General features: G+C 63.7%; 15 protein-coding genes and 1 pseudogene. 1 reads left to right on the plus strand and 15 read right to left on the minus strand.

Features of this window, described 5'->3' with window-relative positions; all coding sequences use genetic code 11:
* Nucleotides 1–20 precede the first annotated feature (20 nt).
* From ASG03_RS13710 to ASG03_RS13745, 8 genes and pseudogenes are all read right to left on the minus strand, one after another.
* Nucleotides 21–581 carry a potassium-transporting ATPase subunit C gene (locus tag ASG03_RS13710; protein ID WP_062693990.1) on the minus strand — a complete coding sequence of 187 codons (561 nt, stop codon included), beginning with the start codon at nt 579–581 and terminating at the stop codon, nt 21–23.
* Between the two features lie 11 nt (nt 582–592).
* Nucleotides 593–2,269, minus strand: a complete 1,677-nt coding sequence (gene kdpA, locus ASG03_RS13715) for a potassium-transporting ATPase subunit KdpA (RefSeq protein WP_200934705.1) — start codon at nt 2,267–2,269, stop codon at nt 593–595.
* A gap of 109 nt (nt 2,270–2,378) precedes the next feature.
* A complete protein-coding gene (kdpB, locus tag ASG03_RS13720) occupies nt 2,379–4,448 on the minus strand; it encodes a potassium-transporting ATPase subunit KdpB (RefSeq protein WP_062693991.1) in 2,070 nt (689 codons plus the stop codon).
* Nucleotides 4,449–4,668: 220 nt separating this feature from the next.
* Nucleotides 4,669–4,758, minus strand: coding sequence for a potassium-transporting ATPase subunit F (locus tag ASG03_RS13725; protein ID WP_062693992.1), 90 nt, complete (start codon nt 4,756–4,758; stop codon nt 4,669–4,671).
* Between the two features lie 243 nt (nt 4,759–5,001).
* Nucleotides 5,002–7,185 carry a putative bifunctional diguanylate cyclase/phosphodiesterase gene (locus ASG03_RS13730; protein WP_062693993.1) on the minus strand — a complete coding sequence of 728 codons (2,184 nt, stop codon included), beginning with the start codon at nt 7,183–7,185 and terminating at the stop codon, nt 5,002–5,004.
* Nucleotides 7,186–7,412: 227 nt separating this feature from the next.
* Nucleotides 7,413–8,759: an adenylate/guanylate cyclase domain-containing protein gene (locus tag ASG03_RS13735; protein ID WP_162241389.1), complete on the minus strand. Its 1,347-nt coding sequence runs from the start codon at nt 8,757–8,759 to the stop codon at nt 7,413–7,415.
* Nucleotides 8,760–8,914: 155 nt separating this feature from the next.
* Nucleotides 8,915–10,030, minus strand: coding sequence for a Gfo/Idh/MocA family protein (locus ASG03_RS13740; protein WP_062694051.1), 1,116 nt, complete (start codon nt 10,028–10,030; stop codon nt 8,915–8,917).
* 239 nt (nt 10,031–10,269) lie between these two features.
* Nucleotides 10,270–10,994, minus strand: a pseudogene (locus tag ASG03_RS13745) (SDR family oxidoreductase).
* A 107-nt stretch (nt 10,995–11,101) separates the two neighbouring features.
* Between ASG03_RS13745 and ASG03_RS13750 the strand changes: the two are divergent.
* Nucleotides 11,102–11,986, plus strand: a complete 885-nt coding sequence (locus ASG03_RS13750; RefSeq protein WP_062693994.1) for a LysR family transcriptional regulator — start codon at nt 11,102–11,104, stop codon at nt 11,984–11,986.
* 182 nt (nt 11,987–12,168) lie between these two features.
* Here ASG03_RS13750 and ASG03_RS13755 read toward each other — a convergent pair whose 3' ends face one another.
* The 7 genes from ASG03_RS13755 to ASG03_RS13785 all read right to left on the minus strand — a co-directional run bounded on the left by ASG03_RS13755 (nt 12,169) and on the right by ASG03_RS13785 (nt 18,925).
* Nucleotides 12,169–12,699: a DUF992 domain-containing protein gene (locus tag ASG03_RS13755; protein ID WP_062693995.1), complete on the minus strand. Its 531-nt coding sequence runs from the start codon at nt 12,697–12,699 to the stop codon at nt 12,169–12,171.
* A 63-nt stretch (nt 12,700–12,762) separates the two neighbouring features.
* Nucleotides 12,763–13,023, minus strand: a complete 261-nt coding sequence (locus ASG03_RS13760) for a BON domain-containing protein (protein ID WP_062472673.1) — start codon at nt 13,021–13,023, stop codon at nt 12,763–12,765.
* Between the two features lie 117 nt (nt 13,024–13,140).
* Nucleotides 13,141–13,320 (minus strand): CsbD family protein, encoded by a 180-nt coding sequence (locus ASG03_RS13765; RefSeq protein WP_062693996.1) that lies wholly within the window; start codon nt 13,318–13,320, stop codon nt 13,141–13,143.
* 160 nt (nt 13,321–13,480) lie between these two features.
* Nucleotides 13,481–14,989 carry a helix-turn-helix transcriptional regulator gene (locus ASG03_RS13770; RefSeq protein WP_062693997.1) on the minus strand — a complete coding sequence of 503 codons (1,509 nt, stop codon included), beginning with the start codon at nt 14,987–14,989 and terminating at the stop codon, nt 13,481–13,483.
* 28 nt (nt 14,990–15,017) lie between these two features.
* Nucleotides 15,018–15,569, minus strand: a complete 552-nt coding sequence (locus ASG03_RS13775) for a DedA family protein (RefSeq protein WP_244475256.1) — start codon at nt 15,567–15,569, stop codon at nt 15,018–15,020.
* A gap of 166 nt (nt 15,570–15,735) precedes the next feature.
* Nucleotides 15,736–18,432: an MGH1-like glycoside hydrolase domain-containing protein gene (locus ASG03_RS13780; RefSeq protein WP_062472678.1), complete on the minus strand. Its 2,697-nt coding sequence runs from the start codon at nt 18,430–18,432 to the stop codon at nt 15,736–15,738.
* Nucleotides 18,433–18,520: 88 nt separating this feature from the next.
* Nucleotides 18,521–18,925, minus strand: a complete 405-nt coding sequence (locus tag ASG03_RS13785; RefSeq protein WP_062693998.1) for a winged helix-turn-helix transcriptional regulator — start codon at nt 18,923–18,925, stop codon at nt 18,521–18,523.
* Nucleotides 18,926–19,021: the final 96 nt, after the last annotated feature.

Consider the following 19,021-nt stretch of genomic DNA (forward strand, 5'->3'; position numbering starts at 1 on the left):
ACTGCCGACCGATCTTGTGCTTAACGCAGGGCGGTCTTGTCCAGCGCGAGGTTGATCTCGAGCACGTTTACGAGCCGGTCCGGCGTCAGAACCCCGCCCGGCGAGAAGGCGCTGCGGTCGATGAGGGCGTTGACGGCCTCGACCGGCAGGCTGCGCGCGCTGGCGATACGCGCGGCCTGGTAGCGCGCGGCGCGCTCGGTGATGTGCGGGTCGAGACCCGCGCCGGAGGCAGCCGCCAGTTCGGCCGGAAGGGGGTTCTGCGGCGTTGCCCCAAAGGCGGCCGCCGTTTTCGACGCGCGGTCGGTCAAATCCGTGCTTGTCGGTGACTTGTTGGAGCCGCCGGCCGCCGCCGCGTTGTAGTCCACGGCCGAGGGGCGAGGCCAGAAGTATTGCGGTTGCGTGAAGGCCTGTGCGAGCTGTCGGCTACCGATGACCCTGCCGTCTGCAGTAGTGATCAAAGAGCCCTGCGCCATCTGCGGCGTGACAGCCGTACCGACCGCCCAGACGACGCCCGTATAGCCGCCGACGCAGACCAGCATGGTTGCAAGAGCGATGCGGACGCTGGAGAGAAGAGTTTCCATGATGATTGGTCTCACTTCATGAACATGACGTGTTCGGCAATGGGGCCGAGCGTGGCTGCAGGAAAGAAGGTCAGCGCACCGACGATGACGACCGTGACGGTCAGCATTCCGGCGAAGGTGCCGTCCTCCACCGAGAGAGTGCCGCTGGACTCGGTGGCCCGGCGCTTGACGGACAGCGAACCGACGATGGCGAGCGGCAGGATGATCGGGATGAAGCGCGCGAGCAGCATGACGGTGCCCGTCGCGATGTTCCAGGCGACGGTGTTGTCGCCGAGACCCTCGAAACCGGAGCCGTTGTTGGCCGCGGCCGACGAGAATTCATAGAGGATTTCGCTGAAGCCGTGCGGGCCGATGTTGTTCAGCGTCGCCGCACCCCAAGGTGTCGCCGCAAAGATTGCCGTGCCGACGAGAATGAAGAAGCCGTGGCTGAGAAGACCCATCATGGCGAACTTGACCTCCTTCGCCTCGACGCGCCAGCCGAGATATTCGGGCGTGCGGCCGATCATCATGCCGGCGATGAAGACACCGACGACGATGTAGAGGAACATGTTGATCATTCCGACCCCGACGCCGCCAAAGTCTTCGTTGAGCCACATGCCGATCATCGGCATCAGGCCCGTCAGTGGATTGAGGCTGTCGTGCATGGCATTGACGGAGCCGTTGCTGGTGGAGGTCGTCACGACCGCCCAGACGGGGCCGGCCGCCGTGCCGAAACGCAGTTCTTTGCCTTCGAGATTGCCAACATCCTGCGTGATGGGCAGATTTGCAAAGGCGTGGGTCGGTGCGGATTCAAAGCCGACCGCGCCGGTGATGCGGGCGCCCATGAGGACGAGCATGACCGTGAACAGCACGGCGGCATGCTTCATCCGCCCGATGATCCCGCCGAACATCCAGACGCAGCCCATGGGAATGATGATGATCGACATGGTCTGCAGGACGTTCGACCAGAAGGAGGGATTCTCGAGGGGATGCGTGCTGTTCGGGCCAAAGAAGCCGCCGCCATTGGTGCCGAGCTGTTTGATGGCGACGAAGGCAGCGACAGGACCCCGCGCAATGGTCTGCTGGACGCCCTCGAGCGTGGTCGCGACCGCCGATCCCTCGAATGTCATCGGCACGCCGGTGAGGAGCAGGAGGAGGGCGACGACGAGAGCGAGCGGAAGCAGAACGAGGAATGTTGCGCGCTGCACGTCGACGAAGAAGTTGCCGAGCGTGCGTCCCGCAAGCCCGCGCGCCAGCGCCGCGAGGGCGGCAAGGCCGACGGCCGCCGAGACGAACTGGAGCCACATCAGCGCGGCAAGCTGCGACAGGTAGCTCATCGCGACTTCGCCGGAGTAATGCTGCAGGTTGGTGTTGGCGACGAAGGAGCTGGTCGTGTTGTAGATCAGGCTGCCCTCGAGCGCCTGCCGGCCGTCGGGATTGAGCGGCAGATACGGCTGCAACGCGAGGATCGCGAAGCAGATCACGAACATGACGACATTGAAGCCGAGGAGGGAGACGACGTAGCGCTTCCAGTCCTGCGTCGGCGCCGTTGCGGCCCCGCCGATCGCCTGGAACGTAGCGGTCAGCCGGTTCGCTTTGCCTTGGCCGGCACCGGGATCCATGGCCCAGTGCATATAGCGCCCGAGCGGCCAGGAGAGGAGGGCCATGCCGCCGATGATCATGATGACGAAGAGGATGGCGTGTATCATTTCGAGGTCTCCCGCATCAGGCTTTGTCGAGCGCCGAGGCCAAGGCGAAGAGCAGTCCGAAGAGGGTCATGCCGAGGATGAATACTGCGATGGTCATTGGTTTTTCCGATCAGGCGAGGTTGAGCGCCGACACGATCATGTCGATCAGCTTGATGCCGGCGAACGGCACGACGAGGCCGCCGAGGCCGTAAATCAGGAGGTTTCGGCGCAGCAACGGCCCCGCACCGATCGGCTTGTACGCGACACCCTTCAGGGCAAGCGGGATGAGCGCGATGATGATGAGCGCGTTGAAGATGATCGCCGAGAGGATCGCGCTTTGGGGCGTGGCGAGGCCCATGACGTTCAGCGTGTCGAGAGGGGGATACAGCGTGACGAACATTGCCGGGATGATCGCGAAGTATTTGGCGACGTCGTTCGCGATCGAGAAGGTCGTCAGCGAGCCGCGCGTCATCAGCAATTGCTTGCCGATTTCCACGATCTCGATCAGCTTTGTCGGGTCGCTGTCGAGGTCGACCATGTTTCCAGCTTCGCGGGCTGCGACCGTGCCGGTGTTCATGGCGACGCCGACATCGGCCTGAGCGAGCGCCGGCGCGTCGTTGGTTCCGTCGCCGCACATGGCGACGAGCTTTCCTTTCGCCTGCTCGTCGCGGATAAGCTGCAACTTGTTCTCGGGCGTCGCCTGGGCCAGAAAGTCGTCCACCCCGGCTTCCGCCGCGATGGCCGCAGCCGTCATGGGGTTATCGCCGGTGATCATGACGGTCCTAATCCCCATGCGGCGCAACTCCGCAAAGCGCTCCCGGATGCCACCCTTGACGATATCCTTCAGGTGGATGATGCCGAGCACCTTGCCGTCCCGCGCGACCGCGAGCGGCGTGCCACCCGCTCTCGCAATCGAATCCGCGATCGCTTGTGCCTCCTTTGCCCGTGCCTCCCCTTGTGTCGATGCGCCTGTTCCGGTTTCGGCCTGGAGATAGCGGAGCACTGACTCCACGGCGCCCTTGCGAATCGACGTTCCCTCCAGATCGACGCCGGACATCCGGCTCTGCGCGGTGAAGGGCACGAAGGTCGCATTCAGATCCTGCATGTCGCGCGCGCGGAGGCCGTATTTCTCCTTGGCGAGCACGACGACGGAGCGGCCTTCGGGGGTTTCGTCGGCCAGTGACGCAAGCTGCGCCGCATCCGCGAGATCCTGTTCCGTCACGCCGGTGACAGGGCAGAACGCAGTCGCCTGCCGATTGCCGAGCGTGATGGTCCCGGTCTTGTCGAGGAGCAGCGTATCGATGTCGCCCGCTGCCTCCACCGCGCGGCCGGACATGGCGAGGACGTTGAAGCGGACCAGGCGATCCATGCCCGCGATGCCGATGGCGGAGAGAAGGGCGCCGATGGTGGTGGGGATGAGCGTGACGAACAGTGCGACGAGCACGATGATCGGGATGGAGCCGCCGGCATAGCCGGCAAACGCCGGGATCGTCGCCGTCGCCATGACGAAGATGAGCGTCATGGCGGCCAGGAGGATGTTCAGCGCGATTTCGTTCGGGGTCTTCTGACGCTCGGCACCTTCGACCAGCGCGATCATGCGATCGATGAAGGTCGATCCGGCGGCCGCCGTGATGCGCACCTTGATCCAGTCGGACAGAACCTGTGTTCCGCCGGTCACCGCGGATCGATCGCCGCCGGACTCGCGGATGACGGGCGCGGATTCACCGGTGATCGCCGCTTCGTTGACGGACGCGATCCCCTCGATGATTTCGCCGTCCGAGGGAATGATGTCCCCGGCTTCGACGAGCACGATATCGTTGACCTTGAGCGTCGCACCGGGAACATCCTTCCACGTACGGCTGTCGGCCGATATCAGCAGTTTGGCCTGCGTTTCCGAGCGGGTGCGGCGGAGCGACTCTGCCTGCGCCTTGCCCCGACCCTCGGCCACGGCTTCCGCAAAATTGGCAAACAGCACGGTGAACCACAGCCAGAGGATGATCTGGAACGAGAAGCCGAGACCGTCCGAACCCGATGCAAGATCCTTGACGAAGAGGATCGTGGTCAGAACGGAAACAGTGGCGACCACGAACATGACCGGGTTCTTGGCCAGGGTTCGCGGGTCGAGTTTTCGAAACGCGCCGCCGATGGCAGGCACGAGGATGCGGGCATCCAAGATGCTCGCGGATGTGGGTTTGCTCATCAGAGACCCCGGATGATGGTTGAACGTCGGAAGAAAAGTGTCGGGTGCCTGCGGGAGGCAAAAGCCTCGACCACGACGGAAGGATGCCGGTGTGGGGGCAGGGCCGAAGCGATGCGGCTAAAGCGCGTTGCGTGAAAAAGGACTCACACGACGCGTTTTGAGGTCTTGTTGTGATGCATGTCGTTTCCCGAAACCGCTGCACACGTTCGGGCGACATGCATTAGAAGCGCTCCGGTCGCCAGAGGGCGTAGGCGAGATAGGCGGTGATGCAGAGGGTCACGCCACCGCTGAGGATATAATCGAATGTCATGTTGCACCTGTCGTTTCTGTCGTGACCCGGCACGCAAAGGCACCGGCGTCGCCGAGACTATGCGGCTGACCGGCGTAGGAATTCGAGTCGGTGGACATGGCAAAGATATAAAGATTCCATAGGAATCTTGAGCCAAGGCAACAGGAAATGAGAGCGAGGATGGAAGCCTGCGGTGTCGTCAGCCGCTGGCGAGCCGGGCCAGGGATCTTTATCGATCGCGGATCTCCGGCGCGGAAACCCGCTTCAGGCCCCGGAACCGGTGCCGAGCCGTCGCTGCGGGCGCTCGAAATAGCGTTCCGACAAATCCGCCGCCGACAGAGGCTTGCTGTAGAGATAGCCTTGCATGACGTCGCAGCCGTAAAGGCGGGCGATCCCGGCCTGCAACTCCGTTTCGATCCCCTCGATCGTGACGGCGATGCCCATCGCGCTGGCAAGGGCGACGGTCGCCTGCAGCACGGGCGCCGCGTCATGCTTCGTATCCAATGCCGCCACCAGCGACTTGTCCACCTTCACGCGGTCGAACGGAAAACTGCGCAGCATGCCGATGCTGGCGAAGCCCGTTCCGAAGTCGTCGAGCGCGATGTCGACGCCGAGGTCCTTCAGGGCCGTAATCGCTCTCAGGGCCTGCTCCGGATGGCTGATCAGCACGCCTTCCGTGATCTCGAGGGTGAGCCTCGTGGCATCGAAGCCCGCCTTGGACAGGATCGATGCCACTGCATGGGCGAACCCGTGGTCCTGCAGCTGGACCGGCGAGACATTGACGCAGACGCCGATCCCGGGCCAGGCCGCGGATGCCTCGACGGCCGTTCGCAGCACCTGCAATCCCAGGGTTTCGATGAGGCCGGCCTTTTCGGCGACCGGTATGAAGACATCCGGGGGGACGCGCCCGAGCGGGGAGCTGCTCCAGCGGGCCAATGCCTCGACGCCGCAGATCGACTGATCGTTGCTCCGGAAAAGCGGCTGGTAGAAAACCTCGATCCCGTCGGTTTCCAGCGTCTTCTTGAGGTACTGCTCCATGGTCATGTCGTCACGTCGACGCTGCTCGAGCTCGCTGTCGAAGGTGACGATGCGACCGCGGCCAAGGTCCTTTGCCCGGTAGAGGGCAACGTCGGCCGCCCGCATCAGGTCGCCCATATCCACATCGGACAGACCCGCCACCGCGCGTCCGATACTGGCGGCGACCTGGATCTGCCGTGTTCCCAGGAAGAAGACGTCGCAGGCCGCCACAAGCGCCCTATCGGCAGTATCGTCCGCGATGCGCGTCTCCGGCGTTCTGGCCACAACGATTGCAAATTCGTCGCCGCCGAGGCGGGCAATGAAGACTTCCGGCGGCAGGATGTCCCGCAGCCGCGCGGCGACCGAGGCGATGAGCTCGTCGCCCGTTGCGTGCCCCCAGGCATCGTTGACGCGCTTGAACCCGTCAAGGTCGAGGAGACACAGCTCCACGGTGCCTTGCTGTCCGTTTCGCGTGAGGTCGGTCAGGTGTTCCAGCAAGGCACGCCTGTTCCAGAGGCCGGTCAGCGCGTCGCGGAGCGCCGCGTGCCGCGCCGCTGCCTCGTCCTGGCGCAGTTTGCGAACCGCCACCCATCCGGCCATGGCGATGCCGGTGAGAAAGACCATGAGGATGGCGGCGCCGACGGCAAGCTGCGTCTTGACCGTGAGGAAACTTCGGCTGCCCGGCAGCTTGGACGGCCAGCTGAGATAGGCGATGGCGGTGCCGTCGAGATCGGTCAGCGGCACGTTCAACATGCTCTCGGACCGTGTGGGGCTGAGGCTGAGCTTCTCGATGCGGAAACTCTGCGCAAGATCGCCGATCACCCGCGGCGTCAGATGCCGTGCCATGAAAAGGGTGTAGAGATTGCGCTCCTCGATCCGGGTGCTGGTCGTGCTCGGGCGGATCTTGGCGGCAGCCATCAGCGCGATACCGCTTTCGGAACGGACGGCGTAGACGGGCGTGATGCCGGCCTGTTCGCCGAGCCGATCGGCATTGCGCACGATCGTGGTGAAGTGGTCGCCGAAGAAGACCGCGGGCGGTTCGGTCAGTTCCTCGCCATCCTTGTAGGCAACGATGACCTTGCCACGGGCGTCGGTCACAATAGCCGTATCATAGGCCGGGTTGTCCGCCCCGGTATTGGCCCAGTTCTCGATGACCCAGTACTTGCGGTTGATCGAATTGAGCTGCTTGTACGCCCCGTCCCAGGTCGCATTGTCGTGGAGAATGCCATAAAGCTGCGTGCGGAGCGCATCCACGGCCGCGGAGGTCGCATCCAGCGCGCGTTCGTCATCGATCCGGTTGGCGGTCTCCCGCATCGCATCGATCGAGCGGAAGACGATGCCGGCAAAGATGCTGGCGACGAGAATGAACAGGAATGCCACGGCCAGGACCGCGCGTCGCCGTCGCCGGTTATCGGTATGGGGCAGCATCATCTGTCATTCCTCCCCTCCGGCAGCGACGCTGTCGGAGTCCATCGGAAACAGCATTAGGGGCAAGCCCTCAAGAAATGGTGACCATCGGCACCCAAAGATGGTAAGTTTTCACTATCCTATACGAATTGGTTCAGCGCCCTGCTGGTACGGCGGGCCCTTCGGTAACTCTACGCTTGCGTTCGAGGGGCTTTCCCCCTCAGGCACGTGGCGAGAGGGCGCTGACGTCGCTAGAAGACATGGGCAAGCACGCTGCGGTTTCTGCCTCGGATGTCGATCGTCAGCGTGTGCGCGACCTTCCGCCCCGGTGGAACGCCCCCGGCTGCTTGCAGACAGGCGTCTGAAACGACAAGGCTGCCTTCAAGATGGCGGGTCGCGCGCTCGAGGCGACTGGCGACGTTCACGACATCGCCGATGACGGTGAACTCTCGGCGTTCGCTCGTCCCGACATTGCCGACGATCACTTCGCCGAAATGGAGGCCGATCGCGATATCGACCGGCTGAGCGCCACGCCGTCGCCTCTTCTCCGACCACGCCGCATAGGTGTCGAGCAGCTGGAAAGCACAGGAGAGCGCGCGCTCCGCCGCATCCTTCTGCGGCTGCACGCCGCCAAAGGTCGCCATGAAACCATCACCGAGAAACTTGTCGAGCGTGCCCCCGCACGGGAACAGCACGCTGCAACCGCGCTCCTGGAAGCTCCGCAGGAGATTGAGCGCCTGCTCTGGCGAACGCTTTTCGGCCATGCGGGTGAAGCCGACGATATCCACGAACATGATCGCAACCTCGTGTTTCGTGGGCTCGCCGAAACGCGGGGCGCCGTCGCCCATGGCATGGGCAACGTCCGGAGAAACATAGCGGGCCAGCGATGTGCGAGCCGTGTTGTCCTTGATCTGGGAAATCAGCGTGTTGCGGCTGCGCAGGACCGCGATGGCCAGGATGAGCGTGATCAGGCCGGTCGTCACCAGCTGGACCCACATCTGGATGAGACCGACGAAGTAGGGATTGAGAAACCGCTCGAGCGCCTGCATGTCCGACATCGTGCCGGAAGCGTCGAACCGGACCGTGTCGGGCCGGTCATAGAGCGTGTTGATGCCGAAGGACCAGACCGCGAGGATGATGCCGCCCGTCCATACGACGAGGATAGGGGAGTAGGTGAGCGCCGATTCTGCCAGCAGAAGAAGCAGGTAGAGGAATTCCGGTCCGCGCGTACGGGTCTGGATCGGCCAGTCGGAAGCAAGGTCGCCCAGGGGCGGAAGGAGAATGGTGGCGGTGATGAGGGCGACATCGAGGATGGTGCAGGCCAGCTTGATCGTCCATGCGGCGCGATGATGCCGCGTCGCATACGGAACGTAGCTCAACGCGAGAAAGACGAAGCTGACGGCGAGATAATAGACGTTGCGCGGCCAGGCGGTGCTGACGAGCAACCAGACGGCGATCACGGCGACGGCGCATAGCCGGACGCGAAAGGCCACAGCCAGCCCTTCCAGTTCCGCATCTCGCAGGCGCTTGAACTGCTCGTCGGATGCAGACCGCCCGGGCAGCGCCGCAGACAGCTGAAGCTGAAGCCATTCAAGCATGCGCGTCATTGCCTCGGCTAAGGCCCCGAACGGACGGACCTTCGCGCCGACGAAGCCACAGAGAGTTGGTCATAGATGACATTCCGTCGCACGAGGATTGGTGACAGCACGCACTGCGCAGCGCCGCCCGCGTAAGCAGACGTCCGGACGCCCCATCATTCGACGGCCACCCAGCGCTTTTCCCGAAACGACTGCGCCATGGCGTGGATGCTTCGCTCGATCCGCACACCCTCTTCGAACGTGACGGCCGTGAAGGGTTTGCCGGCGATGGCCTGGTGAAGCTGGTGGCATTCGATGATCTTGAGATCGTTGAAGCCGAGGCCATGGCCCGGGGCCGGGATGAAGCGGTCGTAAGGCGGATGAACGGGCGCTGTGAGGACACGGGCAAAGCCGCGCGTCGCCTCCGGTCCTGAGGTCGTAAAGAGTTCGAACTCGTTCATGCGCTCCTGGTCGTAGAGGATCGATCCCTTGGAGCCGAAGATCTGCAGCGCGATGCGGCCTTTGCGGCCCCAGGCCGAGCGGTTCGTCATGAGAACCGCCGAGATATCGCCCTCGAGCTTCATGAGCACGCTGGCGATATCGTGGTTGTCGACCTCTCTCCGCTCGCCTGCCCGTGTCGGCCGGTCTGCATAGGGCTTGCGAAGGTCAGCGATGACCTCCTGCACATGGCCGAAGAGAGACCAGAGCAGCGATAGCGGATGGACGGCAAAGTCGTCCAGCGCGCCGTAGCCGGAGCTTGCCTCGCTCTTCAAGGAGAAGAATGCCTCTGGATCGGCCATGAAGTCTTCATCCATCTCGGCCCGAACATGGTTCACCTTGCCGATCGTGCCCTCCTCGATCAGGCGGCGGATCTGGGCGATGGCCGGGTTCTGGATATAGTTGTAACCCACAATGGCGACTTTGCCGCTGCTGCGCGCCGCCGCCAGCATGGCTTCCGCATCGGCAAGGGCCGGCGCCATCGGCTTTTCGCACCAGACATGCTTGCCGGCCCCAAGAGCGGCGATTGCCATATCCGGATGAAAGGCGTTGGGCGTCGTGATCGAGATCACGTCGACCTCCGGGTCTGCCAGAAGGTCGCGCCAGTTGCCGGTTGCTTTGCGGAAGCCAAAGATGCCGGCGCGGTGCGCCGCCATCTCCGCATTGGTTTCGGCGAGAGACACAAGCTGCGGTGCAGGAATGTCGCCGAAGACCTGCCGCACGCCGTTCCAGGTCAGTGCGTGGCACTTGCCCATGTACCCCGTTCCGATGAGGCCGACGCCCAAAGCTTTCATCTCTCTCTCCCCGATCTTTGCCGTGCCGCGCTGTCCCGATGCCGCGACCTGATGCAAGAGCCTGTCGCCGGCCTTTCCCAACCATGGGCTCCGTGACGGTATCACGATAGTAGGCACCGACGCTTGGTCAGGTAAAGCCCCGGGAATGAGGACCGGAGACAACGGTATCGAACCCCGATGCAGGAAGACCGGACTCAAATGCGGCCGACCCTGGATCGCACAGACCGTCGTGTCCTCGCTCAGTTCGGCGAACGCGTGGGGCGGACGACGATTTCGTTGATGTCCACGTCGTCGGGTTGTTCGATCGCAAAGCGGACGGCCCGGCCGATGGCATCTGGGGTCAGGGCGACGGCGCGGTAGGCTTTCATTGCGTCCCGGGCGATCGGATCGGTGATGGTCGCGGCCAGTTCGCTCTCCACGACACCCGGGTGAATGCAGGTGACGCGAAGCTTGTCGTGTTCCTGCCGCAGCCCGTCGGAGATCGCCCGAACGGCGAACTTGGTTGCGCAATAAACCGCGGCCGTGGGCGAGACGCTCAAGGCGCCGATCGAGGCAATGTTGATGATGTGGCCCGAACCGCGCGCCGTCATCTCCGGCAAGACGGCGGCGACGCCGTAGAGAACACCTTTGATGTTGACATCGATCATGCGGTCCCATTCCTCGACCTTCAGCGAGGCCATCAACGACAGCGGCATGATCCCGGCATTGTTGACGATGACATCGATGCGGCCGAAGGCCTCCCGTGCGGCCTTTGCGAACGCGGCGACGTCGGCGCGATCCGTCACGTCCAGCGCGCGGACCATGACCCTTGCGCGCCCTCGGCACGAAGGTCGCTTGCGAGGTCGTTCAGCCGATCGATGCGACGGGCGCCGAGAACCAGCGTGGTCCCGGCCTTTGCAAGTTCACGCGCGATGCCGGCTCCGATGCCGCTGGACGCGCCTGTGATGAGAACGATCTTGTCCATCCTGTCTGCCTTTCTGTGTTGCAGATGTCGATAGAGACACGATACGTCGTCGAGATTGTCGCGATAAGCTGCCCGCTGCTCACCATTCTGGTAAGGAAACCTAACCAATGAACCCTGATCTGAATGCGCTCTCTGTGTTTGTCATCGTGGCCGAAGCGCGAAGCTTTCGGGCTGCCGCGGATCGCATGGGCGTCACGCGGTCCGCCGTCAGCCAAACGATCCGCAAGCTCGAAGCAGCACTCGGCATCGCGCTGGTGGCGCGCACCACACGAAGCGTCACGCTGACCGAAGCCGGAGAGGATCTTTATCGACGTGCGGCGCCGGCAGTCGCCGAGATCACCGCGGCCATGGAGCACGCAGGCGTACCGTCCGGCCCGCCGCGTGGACGCTTGCGCCTTGCGGTTTCCTCGATCGCCGAGAGCTTTCTGACCGGCCCGCTGCTGGCGACGTTCGCGGAGGCGCATCGGCACGTGAAGCTGCACGTCACGGTAACGGATGAGGACTTCGATATCGTGGCGGAAGGCTATGATGCCGGCGTTCGGCTTGGCGAGGTCATTGCGCAGGATATGATTGCCGTCCCTGTATCGGCCGAGCAGCGGCAGCTCCCATTCGCATCGCCGGACTATCTTCGCGCTTGGGGAACCCCGGTGCATCCGCGCGAGCTCAGCGGGCGGCGCTGTATCGGGTGGCGCGCCGGCGTGGATGTCGCGCCCTATCGCTGGGAGTTCGAAGAGGGCGGAAAAGCCTTCTCCGTCGCGGTCGACGATGCCATCACGACCACCGACATGGCTTTGATGATCCGCCTCGCCATTGCCGGGGCAGGCATCACGTTCGGCCTTGAGGAAAGCTTCCGTGTGCCTGTTGCGCGCGGCGAACTGGTGCCACTGCTGGAGGAATTCTGTCCGCGATTTCCGGGCTTCTACCTCTATTATCCGAGCCGCCGCGACATGGCGCCGAAGCTTCGGGCCTTCATCGATCATGTGAAGCGCTGACGCGCGGGGGACGCTGCGCCCTGCGCAGAGAAGGACGAAACCTTCCGGTCCCGCCCTTCCCATTCTTGTCTTTCCTAGGGAATGTTCGCTCCCGGTTGCACCACCCACGATCAGGCGGGGGTCATCGGCCGGCAACCATTCCAGTCGGACATCACCTGCTGGCCATCACCTGCTGGCCATCATCAGCTCGCAGGCCGGAGCTGCAGGCGGGAGATCCCGGCGGCGACATTCAGGCCGGTGCCGGCCTGCGCGCTCAGGGGCTGAAGGCCGAAATTCTTGGAATTGCCGCCGACAAGCGCGTTTGCGCCGAGGCCCAGTCCGACAGCCGCGCTTGCGGAGGCGCCGACATACGTGCCCGCGAGGCTACCCTGGCCGACGGTGGTCGGCACGGTGTTGACGACGATCCACCGCAGGTACGACTTTCCGGTCACGCCGACGTCGAGACCGAGCTTGCCGATCGTGCCGGTATACCGCTCTGTCTTGCCGTCGCGCTGGGCGAAGGTGCAATCGACAGCCTTGCTCGATCCGATCAGCAGGCCGATGCCGCCGGCAACCTCGCAGGACAGGGTTCCGAGGCGCTCCCGCGGCTCGTCTGCGACCACGCGGCCATGATGTTTCTTCGCAGGCGTCTTGGACGACGTCATGTCCGCGGCCGATGCGGTGGTGCCGACGGCAAGCGTTGCGGCGAGAGCGAGGATGAGGGTCTGTTTCATGGGGATACTCCAAATTGGCTAAGTCTGTGTGATGTTTTTAAGGGTTCCGGCAGCGCGCACCCGTCAGCAGGCAGCCTTCGGCGCGATGATCTCGATGTCGCTGAGGACACGGCGCGGGGAAAGGTCGGCCGCGATGCCGATCGCCATATCGGCCATTTCGCTGCTCGGAGCGGTGCCCGACAACAGAATGTGGTCGTCGCGCACGGAGACGTCGATCCGGCACTCCTCCAGTCCATACGTATAGGCAAGGACGCAGGCGATCGTCGCTTCGGTCGAACCGAAGTCCGGTGTGAGGATGGTGTTCGAAAGAACGGGAAACAACATGATGGCTCTGCCTCTCAATCGGGCTTTCGGTCGGTCGCTCAAGGTCGGATCATCTCACCTGTCCCGGCCCCCGCGGGAGATGGGGCCGGGCTCTGGCACGGGCCGCGGGGAGGGGACTTATTTCAGCGCGTCCTTGACGGCATCCTTGGCCTTGCCGAGCGTGCTCTGGGTCTTGCCCTCGAGCTTGTCCGCCTTGCCCTCGGCCTCGAGGCGCTCGTTGCCGACGAGCTTGCCGACGGCTTCCTTGATGGTGCCCTTGACGTCCTTGGCGCCGGCTTCGATGCGACTCTTGTCCATTTCGGTTCTCCTTCAATCCTGTGTTCAGGTTCACATGGCAGCGGGTCCGTCGCTGTCATGACACGGGAAATAAGGAGGTCGGAGGAGAGATTTCAGATCGAAAAATACCAGTTGGCCTAGTATCAAATGACCTTTTTGGGGGTCGAGAAGCGCTATTCGGCTATTTCTGCCGGCCCGGTCGCTTGCTCAGCTTGGCATCCGGCGGGCCGGTAAACCCGCGTTCCCTGGCCCAGATGACCGCTGCGGCGCGGCGGTTGACGCCGATCTTGCCGTAGAGCGACGCAATATGATTGCGGATCGTGTTCTTGGAGAGATGCAGGGTGTCGCTCATCTCCGCATCGGTCTGCCCGCTGCAGATCAGGCCCAGGATTTCCCGCTCCCGGTCGCTCAAGGCGACGAGCTGCGCCCTTGGCGCCGTGGTCGAGGTCTGTTTCAGCGTCGCCAGCCGGTCGACGATCGAGCGGCTCAGCCAGGAGGTGTCGGCCATCACGCTCTCGATCGCCTCCACCAGCTGTGCCTCGCTTCGCCTGCGCTCGGTGACGTCCTGCAAGGCCCAGATGACGCATTGTTCGTCGTTTATCTCGACGCGTTCGGCCGAAACGAGGCATTCCGCGAATGCGCCGTCCTTCTGCTTCATGCGCATCGGCTCGTCGCGCACGAACGTGTTGTCGCGCAGTTTCTGCTCGAGACCGCGGCGCGCCGGGACGTCGTCCCAGAGGCGCAGCTCGCCGGCCGTCCGGCCGATCACATCGCTTGCGGCATAGCCGGAGATTTGCAGGAAGGCGTCGTTCGCCTCCGTAAACACGAAATCGTCCAGCCGCGAGATGGCTGCGGGTGCCGGCGACAGGCGAAAGGACTTCGAGAACCGCTCCTCGCTCTGGCGCAGGGCATTCTGCGCTTTCCGGCGTGCGTCGAGGTCGGCGAAGGTGAAGAGCATGCAGGGCTCTTCCACCACCGCGATCGGCTCGCCTGCAACGATGACGAGACGGTCGCCGCCCGCCGGCAGGGGAACAAGCGCCTCACGATGGCGGATGACGCGGCCCTCGCCGAGTTTTGTCAGCGCATCCTCGCCGCTTTCGCAGTTGGAAAACAGTCCGATCGTCTCGACCGTCCGCCCGATGATGTCTTCCTTCATGAAGCCGGTCATTTCCAGAAAGCCCTGGTTGACACGGATGAACCTCTGATCGTCCAGACGGCAGATGAGACCGGGTGCAGGATTGGCGTTGAACGACCGCTCGAAGCGCTCTTCCGCCTCGAAGCGGGGCGTCTCGTCGCGCAGCACCAGGGCCAGAACGGCCTCGTCATCGTCCTTTCCCGTGATCACCATGCTCCGGTTGGTGTGCACCCAGGCGACATCGAGATCGCTCGCCGGCGAGATCTCCACCGTCACGTCCTCGACGGTCTCCCCCGCCAGAAGGCGCTCGATCGGATATTCTCCCTCCTCCAGCGGATGATTGTTGCGATAGCGCAGCGTGAACGTCCGTCGATACCCCTTGGCGTCGCCACCGAGGTCATCGATGCGCGTGACCCGATGCATCGCAAGCGCGGCCGCGTTCGCAAAGGTGATGCGTCCTTTCTTGTCCAGGAACATGACGCCTTCGCTCAAGCCGCCGAGGAATTCCTGAAGGGTGGCTCGGTCAAGGCTTGGTGTTTTCAGGCGTTCAGGCATGAGCATTTTCCCGTAAGAAGGGGACCGGTTATCGGGATCGAGAGCGCACGGCCACGGCGGTGGCCGCCATCGCCAGAACGAGTGCCGCGATCGCGATCAGGAGATGAATGTGCAGGCGCAGATGGCCGAAAAGGATCTGCACCGCGTTGCCGAAAAGAAAGCCGACGGCGGTGATGGCCATGCCCCAGAGGCAGGCCGCGATGCCGTTCAGCACGAGGAAGCGCAGGGCAGAGATATTGGTGCGGCTGATCAGCAGCGGGCTGATGATGCGCATGCCGTAAATGAAGCGGAATGCGAGGATGAAGCCGACCGGATACCGCTCCAGCAGCCCCGTTGCCCGGCGCATGGCCGCGGTCGCTTCGAGGCGGGCGACGAAGCGAAACCGCGCGGAATGGCGGCCGATCAGGAAGAACAGCTGATCGGCGACAAATGACCCGAACGCGGCGGCAGCGGCCACCTGCCAGTAGACAAGGAGTCCGCGATGCGCGAGGACGCCGCCGAGGAAGGCAACCGCCTCTCCCTCCACGCCGGCGCCGATGAGAACGGCCCAGATGCCGTAGGTCGAGATCAGCGCTTCCAAGGAGCGCCGCCTGGTGCCCGCGATGCGCTTTCCCAAACCCCGGTCATCTCTCACTCTCCATCAACGATCGCTTTTCAAGATAGATCTCGATTGCGCTTTTTGAAGTGGCTGGCGGGCGGGAGATGGAGCGCCGTTGCAGACCGTCCTCGGGCTTCTTTTTCCGCGATCAGCTGGGTCGATAGGGTTTGAACAGCAAGGCGACCAGAGCCGTCCACCCCGTCTGGTGTGCCGCGCCGAGCCCCTCTCCCGTGTCGCCGTGGAAAAACTCGTTGAAGGTGATACGGTCGATATCGGCGGGATCGCGGGTCGTGCCGGGACGGGCCATGGCCGGGCGCGTGCCCTCGTGGTCCTTCAGGAACAGCGCGCAGAGACGGCGGCAGAGTTCGTCGCAGATCGCGGGCAGGCCGAGCATCTGGCCGGAGCCTGCGGGAAACTCGATCGTAAAGCCTTCTCCGTAGAAGTGGTCGAACGCGCGCAGCGCATCGATGATCATGACGTTGAGCGGCATCCAGACAGGTCCGCGCCAGTTGGAATTGCCACCGAACATCGCTGTGCTCGACAGGCCCGGTTCGTAGCGGACTTCGAAGCGCGCGCCGTCGAGATCGAGTGCGAACGGTGCCTGATCATGCGCTTTCGACAGGGAGCGCAGGCCGAAAGGCGACAGAAACTCGGTTTCGTCCATCATGCGCGTCAGAAGCGCCGTCATGCGCTGTCGGCGCAGGAGCGAGAGCAGCAGGCGCTGATCCTGCCCCGGTTCGGTGAAGCGGGAAACCTGGCCGGTAAGGTCCGGCCGATGCCTCAGCATCCAGCCAAGGCGCGCGGCGAAATCGGCATGCCGCGTCGCGACATCGGCAGCCAGAACCTCCACGGCGCAGAGCGGGATCAGCCCGACGAGCGAGCGGACGCGCAGGGTCGTCTCGCTGCCGTCGGGCAGGACCAGCGCATCGTAGAAAAAGCCGTCCTCGTCGTCCCATAGCCCGCGTCCGCTCTCTCCCTTTTCTGCCTCGCTGCCGCCGACATGCGTCATCGCCGAGGCAATGGTTAGAAAGTGTTCGAAGAACTTCGACGCGACATCCTCGTACACCGCATTTTCCCGGGCCAGTTCCAGCGCGATCCGCATAAGGTTCAGCGCATACATCGCCATCCAGGCGGTGCCGTCGGACTGTTCGATATAGCCCCCGCCGGGGATGGGCTTCGAGCGGTCGAAGACGCCGATATTGTCGAGGCCGAGAAATCCGCCCTGAAAGAGGTTGCGGCCGGCCGCATCCTTGCGGTTCACCCACCAAGTGAAGTTGATCATCAGCTTGTGGAAGATGCGCTCCAGGAAGGCGCGATCGGCCGTGCCGCTTTGCGCCGCATCCATTCGGTAGACGCGCAAGGCGGCGAAGGCGTGGATCGGAGGGTTGGCGTCGCCGAATGCCCATTCATAGGCCGGCAGTTGCCCGCTCGGATGCATGTACCATTCGCGGGTGAGCAACAGGAGCTGGGTCTTGGCGAAGGCAGGATCGACGAGAGCCGCGCTGATGGCGTGGAAGGCGAGATCCCAGGAGGCGTACCAGGGATATTCCCACTTGTCCGGCATCAGCACGACATCGGTATTGGCGAGGTGCGTCCAGTCCGCATTCCGGCCGGAACGCCGGCTTTCGGGCGGCGGTGGCTGCGTGGGATCGCCATCGAGCCACCGCTTGACGTCATAGCGATAGACCTGCTTCGACCAGAGAAGACTGCCGAGCGCCTGCCGCTGCACGAGCCGCGCATCCGGATCGGCGATATCGGCCTGCACGCAGGCGTAAAACGCGTCCGCCTCCTGCGCCCGTTGGGCAAAGACGGCATCGAAGGTTTCGACCGACAGCGGCGCGCTACCGTCTGTCGGTGACAGCCGGTAGCGGAGCACGAGCGTGTCGCCTGAGGCGATGCGATGCTCCGACAGGGCCGCACATTTGGTGCCGTGGCCGGGCAGGGTGCTCGTTTTTCCCCCGATCAGGTGGTTGTTGATGGCGTCCTTGTAGAGGGTATCGCCATCGGCCTCGCGGGACGGGCTCCACTCTCCATGCCGGCGGATATCGGGACGGCGGATGTTGGTTTCATTCTCGCAAAACAGCATTTGCGCCGGCTGCAGCGCCTGGAAACGGCAAGGCGGCATCAGGCGATGGCGGGTCGCGACGCTGTTGTCCTCGCAAAGCGTCATCCCCGGCTTTTCGCCCGGAGCGCCCCAGCTCCAGATGTTGCGGAAGACAAGCTGCGGCAGGACATGGAGAGACGCAGCGTCCGGCCCACGGTTGACGACCGAGACGCGCATCAGGATGTCGTCCGACGTCACCTTGGCATAGCTGACCTCGACGTCGAAATATCGGCGGTCATCAAGCGCGCCGGTGTCCTCGAGCTTGTACTCCGGCAGATCGCTGCCTTTGCGGCGGGCGTTCTCTGCCACGAGATCGTCATAGGGGAAGGCTGCCTGCGGATAGCGGTAGAGCATGGACTGGTAGCTGTGCGACGGCGTCGCATCGAGATACCACCAGACCTCCTTGACGTCTTCGCCGTGATTGCCTTCCTCGTTGGCGAGGCCGAACATGCGCTCCTTGATGATCGGATCCGCGCCGTTCCAGAGCGCCAGCGACAGGCACAGATATTGATGTTCGTCGCAAAAGCCGGCAATTCCGTCTTCGCCCCAGCGGTACGCGCGCGAGCGCGCATGATCATGCGGAAAAAAGGACCAGGCATCGCCGTCGGCGCTGTAGTCCTCGCGCACCGTGCCCCACTGCCGCTCGCTGAGATAGGGGCCCCAGCGCCGCCAGCCCGCGGCTTCGGCGTTCGCGACACGTTGGCCTTCGTCGGTGTCGAAAATACCCGTGGAGGGCGTCACCGGCGCGCCTCGATCTGTGCTGCTCTGTTGCGATGTGCGTCTGCCATGCGGGCTCCCGTCCGGACGTCCTGGTGTCGTGCCTGAAGAGTCAGGCCTTGGCCGCGGTCTCGAAGGTCTCGCGCGCTTCATGGACCTTGGCAAGGTTTTCCTCCGCCCAGATCCACACGCCGCAGAAGGCTTCCCCAAGGCTCCTGCCAAGCTCGGTCAGCCGATATTCCACTTTCGGCGGAACGACAGGATGGATCTTGCGCTTGATCAGCCCGTCGCGCTCCATCTGCCGGAGCGTCTGGGTCAGCATCTTCTGGCTGATGGTGCCGATCTCGCGGCTGAGCTGGGTGAAGCGCAACTCGCCTTTTTCCTCCAGTGTTTCCAGGATCAGCATCGTCCATTTGTCGGCAACGCGCCCGATCAGCTCGTGGACCAGTGCCTCGACACGCGGATCCACCACGTCGGGAATGACGCGCAGCGGCGCGTCAGCGGGCAGGCTTCGCATCGACACTCTCCTTCAGGTGCGTATAAATCTTTTCGGTGCCTTCTGTTCGATGGAGAGTAACAACGTTAGCTTCGATGCACAATCAACGCCAACCAA

This window comes from Rhizobium sp. Leaf341, from assembly GCF_001424325.1.
Taxonomy (GTDB): Bacteria; Pseudomonadota; Alphaproteobacteria; order Rhizobiales; family Rhizobiaceae; genus Ferranicluibacter.